Below are 15,290 nucleotides of genomic sequence, written 5' to 3' on the forward strand. Positions count from 1 at the left end.
CCGACTCGACGATGGTGCTCACCGGCAAGCAGGCGCTGGACTTCTCCGGTGGGGTGTCGGCCGAGGACAACTTCGGCATCGGCGGCTACGACCGGGTGATGGGCCCGAACGGGCAGGCCCAGTACTGGGCGCCCGACCTGGCCGGTGCCCGCGACATCCTCATGTCCTACTACGACCACACCTACGTCGCGCCGGGCGAGGCGGCGCCGCGCCGCACCACGACCACCGACCCGGTCGACCGCGACGTGCGCTCGTTCCCGCACACCGTCGAGGGCAGCGAGTTCACCACGGTCGGGCAGATCTTCTCCGCCGACACCAACCCCGACCGGAAGAAGGCGTTCGACATCCGCACGGTGATGCGGGCGCTGTCGGACCAGGACCACCCGGTGCTGGAGCGCTGGGCCGGCATGGCCGACGCGGAGACCGCGGTGGTGCAGGACGTGCACCTCGGCGGCATCCCGGTGTGCCTGCTCGGCATCGAGTCGCGGTCGGTGCCGCGGCGGGGGTTCCCGCCCGCCGACGGTCCCGACACGTACACCGCCGGCACGCTGTTCCCGCAGTCGTCGAAGAAGGCCGCCCGCGCGATCAACGCGGCCAGCGGCAACCGTCCGCTGGTGGTGCTGGCCAACCTGTCCGGCTTCGACGGCTCGCCGGAGTCGATGCGCAAGCTGCAGCTGGAGTACGGCGCCGAGATCGGGCGGGCGATCGTGAACTTCCGCGGTCCGATCGTGTTCTGCGTGATCTCCCGCTACCACGGCGGCGCGTTCGTGGTCTTCTCGAAGGCGCTCAACCCGAGCATGACCGTGCTGGCCCTGGACGGCTCGTTCGCCTCGGTGCTCGGCGGCGCCCCCGCCGCGGCCGTCGTCTTCGCCGGCGACGTCAACGCCCGCACCATCGCCGACCCGCGGATGCGCGAGCTGGAGGCCCGCGTCGCGGCCGCCTCCGGGGTCGACCGGGCGGCGCTTGCCGCCGAGCTCGACGAGCTACGCTCCTCGGTCCACGCCGAGAAGCTGGGCGAGGTAGCCGCCGAGTTCGACCGCGTGCACAACATCCGACGCGCCGTCGAGGTCGGTTCGGTAGACGCGGTCATCGACGCGGCGGACCTCCGCCCGAAGATCATCGAAGCCATCGAGTCCCGTCTCTGACCCCACGCCGCTGACCCCACGCCGCTGACCCCATGCCGCTGACCCCACGCCGCTGACCCCACGCCGCTGCGGCGCGCTCCCACGCGGCGCTTGGCGCACCCGGCGCCCCGCGCGCCGCGGCACCCCGCGCTACCTGGCTCGCCTTGTGCTCCCGCGTGCCTTGCGCCCCGCGCCGCCCTGCTCGCACCGCGCGCCGGGTACCCCCGCATGCGTCGTGCCCCGCGCCACCCCGCCCTGCCCCGCCCTGCCCTGCCCCGCCCTGCCCCGCCCTGCCCCGCGCACCTGGTGCCCCCGCGTGCCCTTCGCCCCGCGCCGCTCGCGCACCCCTCGCGCGCCTCGCACCCCTCGCGCGCCTCGCGCCCCTTTGCGCGCCGATCTTGCAGTTGTGGCCTCACTTATTTCGCGTTATGTCCGGCTATAGCGGGGGCCACAAGTGCAAGATCGGCGCGGCGGAGGGCAGCGCGGCGGAGGGCAGCGCGACGGTGGGCGCACGACCGGGGTGCGCGGCGCGGCGGGATGCGCGGGAACGGCGCGGTGGAGAGCACGGGCGTGGGCGTGCGCGGCGCGGGACCGGCGGTGCGCGGCGCGACCGGCGCAGGCACGGCGTCACGCGGGACCGGTGCGCGGGTCAGCTGGTGGCCCGCACGCGGTGGACCGGCACGCCGGTCAGGTCGTGGCGCGTACCCGTTGGACCGCCGCCGTGATCAGACCGCGGACCGTGGTCTCCTCGCCGTTCATGGTTTCCCAGCCGAGGTCGGCCACCAGTACGAGGTCGTCTCCCACGCGGGCTACCGCCACCGGCCAGGTCCACGGGGCCAGGGTGGCCTGGTCGTCAGCGCGGACCTGGGTGCTGGTGCGGAACAGCACCGCCTCGTCGCCGGCGTCGAGGGGGCCCAGGCTCTGCCACTCGCGGGTGTCGGTGCCAGCCGTGCCGGGGCAGCGGGCGATCGCGGCCGTCAGCTCGTCGAAGGCCTGCGCACCGGAGCCCGGCCGGTAGCGGACGATCGTCTCCAGGATCACGCTCGGCGCGGTCGACTCGCCACCGCCGGCCGACGGGTGTACGGCGGTCGCCGCCGTCGACGCCACACGGGCGGGATCGCTCGGATGGGCGTCGCCGCACGGGCGGGGTGGGCGCAGGGCCTTCCCCGCGTCGCCGTCGACCGGCTTCATCTCGGCGCCGTTCAGGTCGGCGGGTTGGAGCAGGGCGGCCGTCGGGATGGTCCCCGCGACAGCGGAACCGGAACCGGAAGCGGAGATCGAGGTCGACGGGGCGGCCGCGGCGCCGCCCTCGCTGGTCACCTTGCACGCCGACACGACGACGAGCGCGAGCGTCGCCGTGACCAATCCGAGAGAGCGCCTCATCCCAGCCGGGCTACCCGGGGCGTGGAAGGACAAAACGCTCTGCCTCAAGAGCTAGGGCACCTGCAAACCGGGCTTCCCGTCGAGGATCACGAACGACTTCAGGGTCTTCGCCGCCGCCCCGCGCTTCGTCACCGAGTCGAGGCCGCGGAAGTCGGCCGTGAGCTTCGTGCGGGTGATCCGCGTGCGGACGTAGCCGCGCCGGTCGCTGTAGAAGCGCAGGTGCGGGTTGGTCGCGGCGTTCGGGACCGTCGTCGTCGCGGTGCCGTCTCCCCGCGAGGTGACCGAGGTGCAGACCAGCTCGGTGCCGATCGTCTTCGACCGCCCGTCGGCGTAGTCGGCCTTCAGGTCGTTGGCCCAGGCGGTGTGCACGTCACCGGTGAGCACCACGGGGTTGCGCACGCGCCGGTCGACCCAGCCCTGCTGGATGCGGGCGCGGGAGGCGCGGTAGCCGTCCCAGGTGTCCATGTTGGACGCGCCGCGGGCATTCTGCTGCCGGGCGAAGAACACCTGCTGGCCGATGACGTCCCAGGTGCCGTACCGCTTGCCGAGGCCGTCGAGCAGCCACGCCTCCTGCGCCGCGCCGGTCATGGTGCGGGCCGCCGCGTCGGCGTCACCGCAGACCTTCCAGCCGTTGCCGCACGCCTGCCTGTCGCGGAACTGGCGGGTGTCGAGCATGTGGAACGTGGCCAGCGTCCCCCACCGGACGCGCCGGTACAGCGGCGCCGCCGACCGCAGCGGCATGTTCTCGTAGTAGGCGCGGTAGGCGGCGGTGCGCCGGGCCGCCCAGGCGGCGGCGGTCAGCGCCGGGTCGGTGTCGAAGCGGGACGCGCCGGCGACGTCGTCCTCGACCTCGTGGTCGTCGGGCACCACCAGCCACGGCGCGACGAGGTGCGCGGCCCGCAGGTCGGGGTCGCTCCGGTACTGGGCGTACCGGAGGCGGTAGTCGGCCAGCGTCACCGTCTCGGCGCCGAGGTGCGTGCGGACCCGGCCGGGCTTGCCGGGGCCCTCGTAGATGTAGTCGCCCAGGTGCAGGATCAGGTCGGGACGGTCCTCGGCCATCCGCCGGTACGCGGTGAACCAGCCGTGCTCCAGGTTCGAGCACGAGGCGAACGCCATCACGAGGTCGCGTCCGGCCGTGCCCGGCGCCGGCGCGGTCCGGGTGCGGCCCGCCTCCGAGATGTGGCCCTGCGCGCGGAACCGGTAGAAGTAGTCGGCGTCGGGTTTCAGCCCACCGGCGACCACGTGCACCGAGTGGCCGTCGGCGTGGCGCGCGGTCACCGTGCCCTGCGCGACCAGCGTGGCGAACGTGTCCGATGTGGACACCTGCCAGTCGACGCCGACGTCGGCGGTCGGCATGCCGCCACGCCCGTCGGGTGCGAGCGGCTCCGGGGCGAGCCGGGTCCACAGGACCACGCTGTCGTGCGCCGGGTCGCCCGAGGCGATGCCGAGAGTGAACGGGCACGGCACGGCGGCCCGGGCCACCGGTGGCATCAGCGCGGTTCCGGCCGTCGCGAGTCCACTGAGGACGAACGTGCGGCGGCTGAATGTGCTCATGGGACCGGTATAGCCCCGCCCACCCGCCTCCGTCCCGGTTTCGGGCCCGCTGCACCCGACCCGTCAGGTGACGATCCACTCCGTGAGCAGCCGCTCCCCGCCCACCGCGCACTCGATGCGCACCGGCACCCGGTGCGGCAGCTCGAAGTGGAAGCAGCCGACCTCGTCGGCCGTGGTCTCGACCGACGTGCCGGAGGCGGTCTGCAGCCGCACGGTGCCCGGCTGCGGCGGGACGAGCTGCCCCTCGATCCCCCCGTCGTCGATCTCGAGCTCGACGTGCCGGCCGCCGTGGCCGAACACCAGCGTGCGCGGCGGCTCCCCGCCGTCGCGGACGAGGACGCGCCGGTCGAGCGTGGAATCGTACAGCAGCACGGCCAGCTCGAGGTCCGGATCGGACGTCCGCCACCGGCGCACCGTCTCGGCGGCGTCGATGACCATCTGCTCCAACGGGTCCGGCCGACCCGGCGGCCCGGCCCGCAGAGCGGCGCCGAGGTCACGGATCAGCTCGTTGTCATCGTTCCAGTTCGGCGGCGGCATCCCGAACACCTCCCGTCCGCGCGGGCTCGGAGTGCGCCCGCAGGTAGGCCCGGACCACGGTCGTCTCGCGCAGCTTCTCCAGCGCGCGGCGGCGGGTCGGGCCGATACTGCCGACCGGAATATCGAGGATCCGGCTGACCTCTGTGTACGGGTACGGCGGGTCGACGAGGAGCAGGGCGAGCAGCTGCTGGTGGCGGGGCGGCAGCTCCGCCATCGCCGTCAGCAGGACCTCGTGGCGTTCGGCCGCCAGCAGCGTGCCGTCGAGCTCGGTCTGATCCTCACTGCGGAACGTCGCGAGCGTCAACGGATCGATGGCGATGCTTCGATCTTTTCGTCGCACGTGCCGTTGACACTCGTGCCGCGTGGTGGTCAGGATCCAGCCCGGCAACCCGTCGGGGTCGCGGATGCTGCGGAGGTTCTCGAAGAGCCGCAGCCAGACGAGCTGGCTGACGTCCTGCGCGTCGGCCGCGCTGAGGCGGTACTGCCGGACGACCATCGCGATCAGCCGCGCGTGGCGTCGCACCAGCTCGTGCCAGGCGTCGTCGTCACCGTCGATGCCCGCCCGCACCAGCGCCGACAGGTCGTAATCCGACACTTTCTCAGCTTCTGTTCCCACGACATCCCTCCTTCCGGAGGACTGAAACAGCACTGCGTCCCACTGGAAGGACCCGCCCGCGGCCGGGGAAAATACGTCCGACAGCGTCCCCATGGAAGTTGACCCGGTGACTCAACGAGAAGACCTCGCGCTGCACGCCAGGCGCGTGTACGAGGACGTGATCGCGGATCCGGTCCGGTCGGCGCGGGCAGCCGACGACCTGGTGCGGCGGGCCCGCGGTTCCGCCCACCCGGAGGCGCTGGTGCTCGCGCTGCGCGCCGCCGCCTGGGCACGGCGGGCCCGCCTCCTCGACGGTGAGGCCAAGGACCTGCTCGACGAGGCCGCCCGGATCGCCCGCCGGCACCGGCTCGACCACGCGCTCGCCGACGTGCTGATGACCCGCGCGGCGGTCAACCAGGAGCTCGGACGCATCCCGGCGGCACGGCGCGACCTCGACCACGCCGTGCCGCTCGTGGCGCCGGACCGCACCTCCGACCTCGCGTTCCAGCGCGCGATCCTGCACCACAACGTCGGCCGCCTGACGGACGCGGCGCGGACCTACCGGTCGCTGCTCGCCGACGCCCGCACACCCGACCGGATCCGGGTGATCGCGTCGAACAACCTCGCGATGATCGACGGCCAGCGCGGCCGCCACCGCGACGCCCAACGGCTGCTCGACCGGATCGCGCCGGTCGCGGCCGGCATCGGACCCGCGCTGGTGGCGATGATCGTGGAGACCCGGGCCTGGGTGACCGTGCAGTCCGGGCAGCTCTCCGAGGGCCTGCGGCTGTTCGAGGAGTCGGCGCGGGCGCACGAGCGGGCCGGCCTACCGCTGGGCGAGCACTACGTCGAGTACGCCGACGCGCTCATGGACCTGCGGCTGCTGCCCGAGGCGAGCACGGCCGCGCGGATGGCCGTCGAGGTGTTCCGGAGCAACGGCGTTCCGCTCATGGGCGCCGAGGCCGAACTGCGGGTCGCCCAGCTCGCCCTGCTGCTCGACGACACCGACGGGGCGCAGCAGGCCTCGGCCCGCGCCGCCGCCGAGTTCGACCGGCAGCGCCGTCCCGTCTGGCGCGCCCGCGCCGCGCTCGTGCAGATCGAGGCCCGGCTCCGTGCCGGTCGGGTCACCGAGGCCGATCTCCGCGCGTCCCAACGGATCTGCCGCACGCTGACCGACGCCGGCACCTGGCACGCGGCCGTGCGCGCCCACCTGACCGCGGGCCGCGCCGCCGCCGACCTCCGGCGCGACCGGACGGCGGTGCGCGCCCTGCGCCGGGCCGCGGAGCTGGCCCGGTCGCAGCCGGTGCTCGTGCGGCTGGCCGGTCATGTCGCGTCGGCGCTCGCGGCGCGGCTGCGGCGGCACGGCGGCGACGCGCTCGCCCACTGCCGGCGCGGCCTGGCCGACCTCGCCCGGCACCGCACCGCGCTGCCGTCGGCGGAGCTGCGGGCGCTGGCCTCCGGGCACGGCGTGGAGCTGGGCCAGATCGGGCTCGAGGTGGTGGTCCGCGAACGCGCGCCGCGCTCCGTGCTCGACTGGATGGAGCGCACCCGGGCGGCGGCACTCCTGACCGTCGAGCCGCCCGCCGACGGTGAGCTGGAAGAGGAGCTGGCCGAGCTGCGGGCCGCGTACGACGGCGCCGACACGCCCGTCACCTCGACGAACCGCGCCGCCGCGGGCACGCCGGTGACCCGCCGGGCCGCGCTCGAGTCACGGATCCGGCGCCGGACGTGGCAGGGCCGGGGCGGCGCCGAGCGGCCGGCCGCGAAGATCGGTATGGGACCCCTGCGTGAGCTGCTCGGCGACCGCGTGCTCGTCGAGTACGGCCGGCTCGGCGGGCAGCTCATGGCCGTGGTCGTCGAGCCGCGGCGCAGCCGCGTGGTGCCGCTCGGCGACACCGAAGCGGTCACCACGCACGTGCGCGCGTTGCGGTTCGCCCTGCGCCGGCTGACCCAGGACCGGCCGGCCGAGGCCCTGGCCGCGGCCCGGCTGAGCGCCGACCACCGGATCACGCGGCTGCGCGAGCTGACGCTGGCGCCGGTACGGGTCCCCCGCGACGCCGAACTGGTGATCGTGCCGCCCGCCACCCTGCAGAGCATCCCGTGGTCGGCGCTGCACGACGGTCCCGTGTCGCTCGCGCCGTCGGCGCTGTTCTGGGCCCGCACCGCAACCGCAACCGCCGCCGGCCGGGCCGGGCCGGTGGTCCTGGTCGAGGGACCGGCGCTGACCGGCGCCCCCGACGAGATCCACCGGCTGCGCGGCCTGTACCCGGACGCCACGACGGTGACGCCACCGGAGAGCACCGCCGTCGAGGTCATGCGCCTGCTCGACGGCGCCGGCCTGGTGCACCTCGCCTGCCACGGCTGGCTGCGGTCGGACAACCCGCTGTTCTCGTCGCTGATCCTCAGCGGCGGCCCGCTGACCGCGCAGGAGCTGGTCAGCCACGGCACCGCGCCGCACCGGATGGTGTTCGCGTCGTGCCAGTCCGGCGCCGACGTGGCCTACGCCGGCGACGAGGTGCTCGGCTTCGTCAGCGCCCTGCTCGCCCGCGGCACCGCCGGCGTCGTGGCCAGCGCCGCACCGGTGCCCGACGTGGCGGCGGTCGAGCTCATGCACGCCCTGCACAGGTGCCTGATCGCGGGACGCACGATGGCGCACGCCCTGTTCGAGGCGCGGGCCGGTCTCGACCGCGCCGATCCGGCGTCGTTCGTGAACTGGTGCACGTTCAGCGCCCACGGCGCCGCCTGATGTATCACCGGGCCGACAGCGGGCCTCCTCTGTCTCCGTCATCGAGAACGGAGGAACGCCATGAACCTCGACGCCATCCAACCCTTCGCGAGCGACTACCCCACCGTGCCGTCGACCCCGGCCATCCGGGAGGCGGTGGCCCACCAGGTCGAGCAGCTGAGTCGGGTGGGCAACGTGCTGGTCCGGCAGGCGGCCGTCGACCGGTTCATCGAGGACCGGTCCACGCTTCCGGCGGTCGACAACATCGAGGCGTTCAGGTCCGTCCTCCACGTCGCCGGCGAGGTCCTCGTAGACCGGGCGGCGCTGCGGGACAAGGCCGTCACGGACGCGCTCGCGAACAACGGCCTGGCCGAACGGCCGATCGACGGTCCGCTGGGCAACCGGGTCGCGCGGTTCCGCAACATCGACCGCAAGGCGAAGGACCTGCGCGACATGGTGACCGACCTGCGGAGCCGGAAGCTGACGGTCGCGCTGAACTACGTGGTGTCCAACGCCGCCGTCGGCAAGAGTGGCGACACCCCGGAGCTGGCCTTCGGCCCCGGCCGCTACGAGGACTACACGGTTCCCGCGCTCACCGGTGGCGAAACGGTCGGGATCATCGACACCGGCGTCAGCGGGGAGATCCGCACGGACGGCTGGCTGGCCGGGGTCAAGGATCCCCCGTCGGAGATCGACCCGCTCGACGTCCTGCCGAAGGACGGGTACCTCGACCGTGCCGCCGGGCACGGCACCCACGTCGCCGGCATCGTGCAGCAGGTCGCCCCCGGTACCGGGATCCGGGTGTTCACGGGGTTGAAGTCCGACGGGCTCGGCTCCGACGTCGAGGTGGCCGAGGCCATGCTGCGTGCGGTGGACGCCGGGTGCCGGATCCTGAACCTGTCCCTCGGCTGCACGCTCGACGCCGGCGACCCGCCGCCGCTCGCGACGAAGGCCGCGCTCGACGACATCATCCAGCGGTACCCCGACGTGCTGATCGTCGCCGCCGCGGGCAACGACGGCAACCAGACGCCGGTGTACCCGGCCGCCTGGGCCGCCGACCACCCGCACAACGTCGTGTCGGTCGCCGGCCTCACCCGCGACCTGCAACCGGCCACCTGGTCCAGCAACGGTCCGTGGGTCACGGCGTCGGCCATCGCCGAGGGGATCCGCTCGACCTTCGTCGAGGGCAAGGAGTCCCCGGCCTTCGACCAGGTGCCGGAGGTCTTCTCGAAGTCGGCCTGGGCCGTCTGGGGCGGAACCTCGTTCGCCGCGCCGCAGATCGCCGGTGCGGTCGCGCGCATCTGCCAGCAGCTCACCCTGACGCCGAAGCAGGCGTGGGCGACGCTGCGCGCCGCCGGCACCGCGATCCCGGGCTACGGGCAGGCGTTCAAGATCCTGCCCGCCGTCTCCTGACCACCCGGAAGGAGGCTGACGTGTTCGTCCCGCTGGCACAGCCGGTGCCGGAGCCTTCCGGTGCGGGGCCGGCTCCGTCGGAGCAGCCCTCGCCCTCCGCCACGCCGTCGACGGACCCCTCCGCCGGCGGCGGGCTCGGCGGCCTCGACCCCGAGGGCGCCGCGTGGTTCGTCGGGGTCGTGCTGCTGGTGCTGATCGCGTTGCTGGTCTTCGCCGTCCTCTACGACATCCGCACGGCCAGGCACGTGCACGACAAGCGTCACGCGCTGCTGGAGAACCTGGTGGCTCGACCGGACGTCAACAACGAGCGGGTGGCCCAGCTCGCGGGAAACCTGACCCAGCCGACCACGGGCATCGAAGGGCTCACCCGGACGCTCGTCGCGCTGACGATCCTCGTCGCCGTGGTGCTGTCGCTGCTGACCACCGTGGTCTCGACCTCGCCGGGCTCGGCCGAGCTGCGCATCACGCTCACCGCCGGGGTCTCCAGCGTCTTCGCGACGATCGTGGGCTTCTACTTCGGGTCCCGGACGGCGCAGACGTCGGCCGATGCCGAGAACCGCAGGCGGTCGGATCCCACCGACACGTCGAAGGTCGCGGCGGCGGTGCCGCCGACCAGCGTCGCCGCCGGTGGGCCCGGGCGGTTCCTCCCATGGGGCGCGGAGCCGTCGCCGAACCTCGCGGTGCTGTCGGCCTCGAAACTCCCGGCCGACCCGCTGACCAGATGGCCGACGGGCTCGTACGTCGACCTCAAGGACGGCAGCCAGGCGCACTGGGACGGCAACTCCTGGACGGCCGGCCGGGCGCCCTGAGCGACCCGGGTGGACCGGCCCCGCCCGCTCAGTGGGGCGGGACCGGTCCAACCTGGTACGTCAGATGCGCTGCACCGCCGTGGCCGGGTTGCCGTCGACGGCCAGCTTCAGCTGGGGTACCAGCTTGTCCAGCAGCTGCGGCAGGCTCAGCACCGAGATGAACGAGATCGAGGCGCCGACCAGGTCCTCGCTGACGACGAAGATCTCGCGCTCGTCGGTGGACACCTTGAGCTTGTTGTAGAGCGGGTCGCCCTTGACCTTCGCCTTGCCCTCGTCGTAGGTGTCGAGCAGCCAGACGATCGCCTTCACGTCGAGCAGGTCGACGCGCTCCTTGCTCAGGTTGGCGCCGAACTCGGTACCGGTGACCGCGTCGAGGCCGGCCGGCATCGTGAAGCCCATGTCCTGCAGCAGGCGGCCGCGGGGGTCCTGCGCGCCATAGACCCAGTAGCCCTCGTACGTGGTGGCCATCACGCTGGTCGCGTTCGCGAACTCCGGGTTGTCCTTGCGGATCTGCGCGAAGCGGGCGTCGAGGTCGGCGACGAGCTTCTCCGCCTGCGCCTTCTTCCCGACGGCGAGGCCCACGGTCTTCGTGGCCTCCTGCCAGGAGACGCCGTAGTCGACCTGACCCTTCGGCTGCGCCACGGTGGGCGCCATCTTCGACAGGGTCGCGTAGTCCTCGGCGGTGACGCCGGAGTACAGCGCGAGGATCAGGTCGGGCTTCAGCGCCGCGATCTTCTCGAACTGGATGCCGTCGGTGAACGTGAGCACCTCGGGTTTCGCCGCGCTGCCCAGCTCGTCCTCGGCCCACGGCCAGATCGCGCCCGGCTTCCCGCCGAACCACTCGGTGGTGCCCACCGGCACGATGCCGAGCGCCAGCAGCGCGTCCTGCTCCACCAGGCCGACGGTGACGATGCGCTTCGGCTCGGAGTTGATCGTCGTCGTGCCGAACTTGTTCTCGATCGACACGGGGAAACCGGACGCACCCGACGAGTCGGACCCGCCGCCGTCGTTGTCGTTGTTCGGGCCGCACGCGGCGAGGAGGACGAGGAACCCGGCTGCCGCGGCCACCGCGGCGCGCCGGATCGGGAAGAGCCGCACGGCTGATCCTTCCGGAGAGGTGAACTTGCTGGCAGTGTAGGTTAGCCTCACCTAATTGCAACGCCAGCCGACGGCGGCACAGTGGGACGGAGCGCACATTGACCCAGGTCACCGGCGCGCCAGCGGTGTCGCTGGAGAAGCCGCGGGTCTCCCGGTCGAGACGCCGCTGGACCGGCCTGTGGGTCGGCGTGGGCCTGCTGCTGGTCGCCGTCGCCCTCAGCATCGCGGTCGGCAGCCGTAGCACCGACCCGGCCGAGGTCTGGCGGGTGCTGTGGGACAAGGACGACTCGTCCACCTCGATCATCGTCCACTCGCTGCGGCTGCCCCGGACGCTGCTCGCGATCGGCGTCGGCGCCTCGCTGGGGCTCGCCGGCACCGTGATGCAGGCGCTCACCCGCAACCCGCTGGCCGAGCCCGGGCTGCTCGGCGTCAACCTCGGCGCGTCCACCGGCGTCGTGCTCGCGATCGCCTACCTCGGCGTCACCACGCCGGTCGGCTACGTCTGGTTCGCGTTCGTGGGCGCGGCGGTCACGTCGGCCGCGGTGTTCGCGCTCGGCGGCGCCGGCCGCGCGCTCACCATCGAGAAGCAGATCCTGTCGGGGGTCGCGCTCACGTCGGTGCTGGGCGCCGTCGTGTGGGCCATACTGGTGACCCAGCGGGAGGCGTTCGACCGCTACCGGCACTGGGACGTCGGCTCGCTCTCCGACCGCGACACCTCGGCGATGCTGCCGGTGGCGCTGCTCATGGTCGTCGGGGTCGTGCTGGCGCTGGCGATCGGCGGACAGCTGAACGCGTTGAGCATGGGCGACGAGTCGGCGACCGCGCTCGGCGCGCACCCGGCGCTCATCCGCGGGCTGGGCTTCCTCGCGGTCACCGTGCTGTGCGGCGCGGCGACGTCCGCGTCGGGGCCGATCTGGTTCGTGGGGCTGGCCGTGCCCTACGCGGCCCGGCTGGTGACCGGGTCGGACAACCGGTGGATCCTGGCCTACTCGCTCGTGCTCGGACCGATCCTGATGCTCGGGTCCGACATCCTCGCCCGGGTCCTCGTGGCGCCGGCCGAGCTGCCCGTCGGCGTGGTGACCGCGTTCCTCGGCGCGCCGCTGTTCATCGCCCTGTGCCGCCGTCGCAAGCTGAGGGTGCTGTGACCGCCACCGTCGAGAGGAAGCGGTCGCCCGGGCGGGTGCCCGTCCGCGCCGGCGGGGTGTCGCTGCGGCTGCACCCGCGCTCGTTCGTCGTCGGGCTGGTGCTCCTGCTGATCGCGTTGACGATCGCGTTGGTGAACCTGTCGTCGGGCGACCTTCCGGTGCCCGTCGCCGACGTGCTGCGCAGCCTCGCCGGGCAGGGCGACACCGGCACCGACTTCATCGTCTACGAGCTGCGGCTGCCGCGGGTGCTCGTCACGCTGTTCGTCGGCGCCGGCCTCGGCGCCAGCGGCACGGTCTTCCAGAGCCTCACCCGCAACCCGCTCGGCAGCCCCGACTTCGTCGGGCTCACCATCGGCGCCGCGACCGGCGCGCTGCTGGTGATGCTGGTGCTCGGCGGCGGCGGGGTGCAGGTCATCGTCGGCGCGATCCTCGGCTGCCTCGCGACCGCCGTCGGCATCTACCTGCTCGCGTTCCGCCGCGGCATCCAGCCGTTCCGGCTGGTGCTCATGGGCGTCGGGGTCTCCGCGCTGCTGGAGGCGCTGAACTCCTACCTCATCTACAAGGCCCGGCTGGAGGAGGCGCTCGCCGCGCAGGTGTGGATGATCGGCAGCGTCAACGGGCGCACCTGGACGCACGTGTGGATCGTCGTGGGCGCCGTCGTCGTGCTGCTGCCGGTCGTCGTCTACTACGGGCGTCACCTCTCGATGCTGGCGCTCGGCGACGAGATCGCCGTGCTGCACGGGGTTCCGGTCGAGCGCAGCCGGGCCGTCCTCGCCCTCGGCGCCGTCGGACTGTCGGCGGGAGCGACCGCTGCCGCCGGTCCCATCGCCTTTGTCGCACTGGCCGCGGGACCGCTCTCCGCGCGACTGACGCGATCACCGCACGCCGGCATCCTGCCCGCGGCCATGATGGGCGCGGCGCTGCTGGCCGCGAGCGACTGGGTCGCGCAACGCGCACTGTCTACACAGGACATTCCGGTCGGCATCGTGACCGCCGCGTTGGGCGGCGCGTACCTGTGCTGGCTGCTGTTCCGCGAACACAGAGCGAGGAGCGTCTGAATGGACCGGCTGAGGGCGCAGGAGCTGACGCTCGCGTACGACCGGCGGGTCGTGGCCGAGCACCTCGACGTGCGGATCACCGACGGCTCGTTCACCGTGATCGTCGGGCCGAACGCGTGCGGCAAGTCGACGCTGCTGAAGGCGCTCGCGCGGGTGCTCAAGCCGCGGGCCGGCGCGGTGTACCTCGACGGGCAGGCGATCGCGTCGTACCCGTCGAAGCACGTGGCGAAGCAGCTCGGCATGCTGCCGCAGTCGCCGATCGTGCCCGGCGGCATCGTCGTGGAGGAGCTCGTCGCGCGCGGCCGGTTCGCGCACCAGAAGCTGCTGCGGCAGTGGTCGCCCGACGACGAGGCCGCCGTGGCCGAGGCCATGCGCCTCACCGAGGTCGCCGACCTCGCCGACCGGTTCGTCGACGAGCTCTCCGGCGGGCAGCGGCAACGGGTGTGGCTCGCGATGGCGCTGGCGCAGCAGACCCCGATCCTCCTGCTCGACGAGCCGACGACGTTCCTCGACCTGTCGCACCAGTTCGAGGTGCTCGACCTGTGCGCCGAGCTGCACGAGGAGGGCCGCACGATCGTCGCCGTGCTGCACGACCTCAACCACGCGTGCCGCTACGCCACCGAACTCATCGTCATGCGGGCGGGAAAGGTTCTCGCGCAGGGCCCACCGTCGACGGTGATGACGGCCGAACTGGTCGGCGACGTGTTCTCCATGCCGTGCCGGGTCATCGACGACCCCGAGACCGGCACGCCGATGGTGGTACCGACCGACCGCAGCCGCCGTCGGCCCCGCTCGCTGGTCAAGCAGGCCTGACCGCGGCTGCCGCGCGCCGGCAACTGGCTCGACCGCACCTGAAGTAGCCTGCGGACATGCCCACGCACCTGACCGTCGAACGGCACGTCGACGCCATCGCCGACCGCGGCGCCACTCTCGCCACCGCGGCGCGCGCCGCCGGCCTCGACGCGCCGGTGCCCACCTGTCCGCGCTGGGACGTCCGGGCCCTCCTCGCGCACCAGGGCGGCGTGCACCGCTGGGCGGCGGCGAACCTGCGCGGCGAGAAGGACCCGGCCAAGCCGGAGGCGCCCGACGACGTGCTCCCCTGGTACGACGAGGGGCTCGACGCGCTCGTCCGCACGGTGCGGTCGACCGCCGACGACGTGAAGGCGATGGTGTTCCTCAAGGACGCGCCGCCGCCGCGGGCGTTCTGGGCCCGCCGGCAGGCGCACGAGACCACCATCCACAGCGTCGACGCGATGGCCGCCGCGCACGGGGCGGTGCCGCCGGTCGCCGACCTCGGCATCGCACCGGACCTCGCCGCCGACGGCATCGACGAGCTGCTCACCGGGTTCATCACGCGCGGCAAGGGCCAGCTGCACGCGTCACCCGGGTACGTGCTGCTCGTGCGCGCCGACGACACCGGTCACGCCTGGACCCTGCGCGTCGGCGACGGCCCGGTCACCACGACGGTGGGCAACGGCCCCGCCGACGTGGAGTTCGCCGGCACCGCGGCCCAGGTCTACGTGAGCCTGTGGAACCGCGCCGACGAGCTGACCGTGAAGGGCCCCGCGGAGACGCTCGCGGAGTGGCGCAAGGCCATCCGCATCCGCTGGCGCTGAGCGACCGGGCGGTCGACCAGCTCGGTGTGGTTGGCCACCGTGCCGACCTTCTCGTTGGTGTCGCCGAGTTCGCCCATCACGACCAGGCCGTCGGCGAGGCTCAGGAGCGCCACGAACAGCACCACCGACATGATCTTCGCCTTGACGGAAAGGTCGGCGGACCAGCGCGTCCGGGCTCCGCCCGGCTGTTCGTGTGGCCACGGTCTGCGCCCCATCTGCTCCCGAACTGCGGC

13 protein-coding genes are annotated in these 15,290 nt (G+C 73.3%); 8 read left to right on the forward strand and 5 right to left on the reverse strand.

The annotated features are described in order from the left end of the window. Positions 1 to 1,145 (forward strand): carboxyl transferase domain-containing protein (locus tag Voc01_RS30815; RefSeq protein WP_275423768.1); only part of this gene is annotated, 1,145 nt, incomplete at its 5' end. Positions 1,146 to 1,811: 666 nt separating this feature from the next. Here Voc01_RS30815 and Voc01_RS30820 read toward each other — a convergent pair. The 4 genes from Voc01_RS30820 to Voc01_RS30835 all read right to left on the reverse strand — a co-directional run bounded on the left by Voc01_RS30820 (position 1,812) and on the right by Voc01_RS30835 (position 5,307). After that, on the reverse strand, positions 1,812 to 2,507 hold the full coding sequence (locus tag Voc01_RS30820) for a hypothetical protein (RefSeq protein WP_203931116.1): 696 nt from the start codon (positions 2,505 to 2,507) through the stop codon (positions 1,812 to 1,814). Positions 2,508 to 2,558: 51 nt separating this feature from the next. After that, entirely contained in the window at positions 2,559 to 4,061 is a 1,503-nt protein-coding gene (locus Voc01_RS30825; RefSeq protein ID WP_203931117.1) for an alkaline phosphatase D family protein, read from the reverse strand. 63 nt (positions 4,062 to 4,124) lie between these two features. Then, complete coding sequence (locus Voc01_RS30830; RefSeq protein ID WP_203931118.1) at positions 4,125 to 4,598, reverse strand: hypothetical protein; 474 nt, start codon at positions 4,596 to 4,598, stop codon at positions 4,125 to 4,127. Then, the gene (locus tag Voc01_RS30835) at positions 4,573 to 5,307 is read right to left on the reverse strand and encodes an RNA polymerase sigma factor (RefSeq protein WP_203931119.1); all 735 of its coding nucleotides are present in this window, start codon (positions 5,305 to 5,307) and stop codon (positions 4,573 to 4,575) included. The genes Voc01_RS30830 and Voc01_RS30835 overlap by 26 nt, the downstream gene beginning before the upstream one ends. 13 nt (positions 5,308 to 5,320) lie before the next feature. On the opposite strand from Voc01_RS30835, the gene Voc01_RS30840 reads away from it, so the two are divergent. From Voc01_RS30840 to Voc01_RS30850, 3 genes are read left to right on the forward strand one after another with little or no spacing between them, the layout of a single operon-like run. Next, on the forward strand, positions 5,321 to 7,939 hold the full coding sequence (locus Voc01_RS30840; protein WP_203931120.1) for a CHAT domain-containing protein: 2,619 nt from the start codon (positions 5,321 to 5,323) through the stop codon (positions 7,937 to 7,939). Positions 7,940 to 7,999: 60 nt separating this feature from the next. Then, positions 8,000 to 9,331, forward strand: coding sequence for a S8 family peptidase (locus tag Voc01_RS30845; RefSeq protein ID WP_203931121.1), 1,332 nt, complete (start codon positions 8,000 to 8,002; stop codon positions 9,329 to 9,331). Positions 9,332 to 9,351: 20 nt separating this feature from the next. After that, a complete protein-coding gene (locus Voc01_RS30850; RefSeq protein WP_203931122.1) occupies positions 9,352 to 10,140 on the forward strand; it encodes a hypothetical protein in 789 nt (262 codons plus the stop codon). A gap of 60 nt (positions 10,141 to 10,200) precedes the next feature. On the opposite strand, the gene Voc01_RS30855 is transcribed toward Voc01_RS30850, so the two are convergent. Then, positions 10,201 to 11,238, reverse strand: coding sequence for an iron-siderophore ABC transporter substrate-binding protein (locus Voc01_RS30855; RefSeq protein WP_203931123.1), 1,038 nt, complete (start codon positions 11,236 to 11,238; stop codon positions 10,201 to 10,203). A 98-nt stretch (positions 11,239 to 11,336) separates the two neighbouring features. Here Voc01_RS30855 and Voc01_RS30860 point away from each other — a divergent pair, with 98 nt between their 5' ends. Genes Voc01_RS30860 through Voc01_RS30875 form a run of 4 tightly spaced genes read left to right on the forward strand, consistent with a single transcriptional unit; the run spans position 11,337 to position 15,057 of the window. Continuing rightward, complete coding sequence (locus Voc01_RS30860) at positions 11,337 to 12,383, forward strand: FecCD family ABC transporter permease (protein ID WP_239160593.1); 1,047 nt, start codon at positions 11,337 to 11,339, stop codon at positions 12,381 to 12,383. Continuing rightward, positions 12,380 to 13,441, forward strand: coding sequence for a FecCD family ABC transporter permease (locus tag Voc01_RS30865; protein WP_203931124.1), 1,062 nt, complete (start codon positions 12,380 to 12,382; stop codon positions 13,439 to 13,441). The genes Voc01_RS30860 and Voc01_RS30865 overlap by 4 nt, the downstream gene beginning before the upstream one ends. Continuing rightward, positions 13,442 to 14,254: an ABC transporter ATP-binding protein gene (locus tag Voc01_RS30870; protein WP_203931125.1), complete on the forward strand. Its 813-nt coding sequence runs from the start codon at positions 13,442 to 13,444 to the stop codon at positions 14,252 to 14,254. Positions 14,255 to 14,310: 56 nt separating this feature from the next. Then, positions 14,311 to 15,057, forward strand: a complete 747-nt coding sequence (locus tag Voc01_RS30875) for a maleylpyruvate isomerase family mycothiol-dependent enzyme (RefSeq protein WP_203931126.1) — start codon at positions 14,311 to 14,313, stop codon at positions 15,055 to 15,057. Positions 15,058 to 15,290: the final 233 nt, after the last annotated feature.

It is taken from the genome of Virgisporangium ochraceum (genome assembly GCF_016863655.1).
GTDB lineage: Bacteria > Actinomycetota > Actinomycetes > Mycobacteriales > Micromonosporaceae > Virgisporangium > Virgisporangium ochraceum.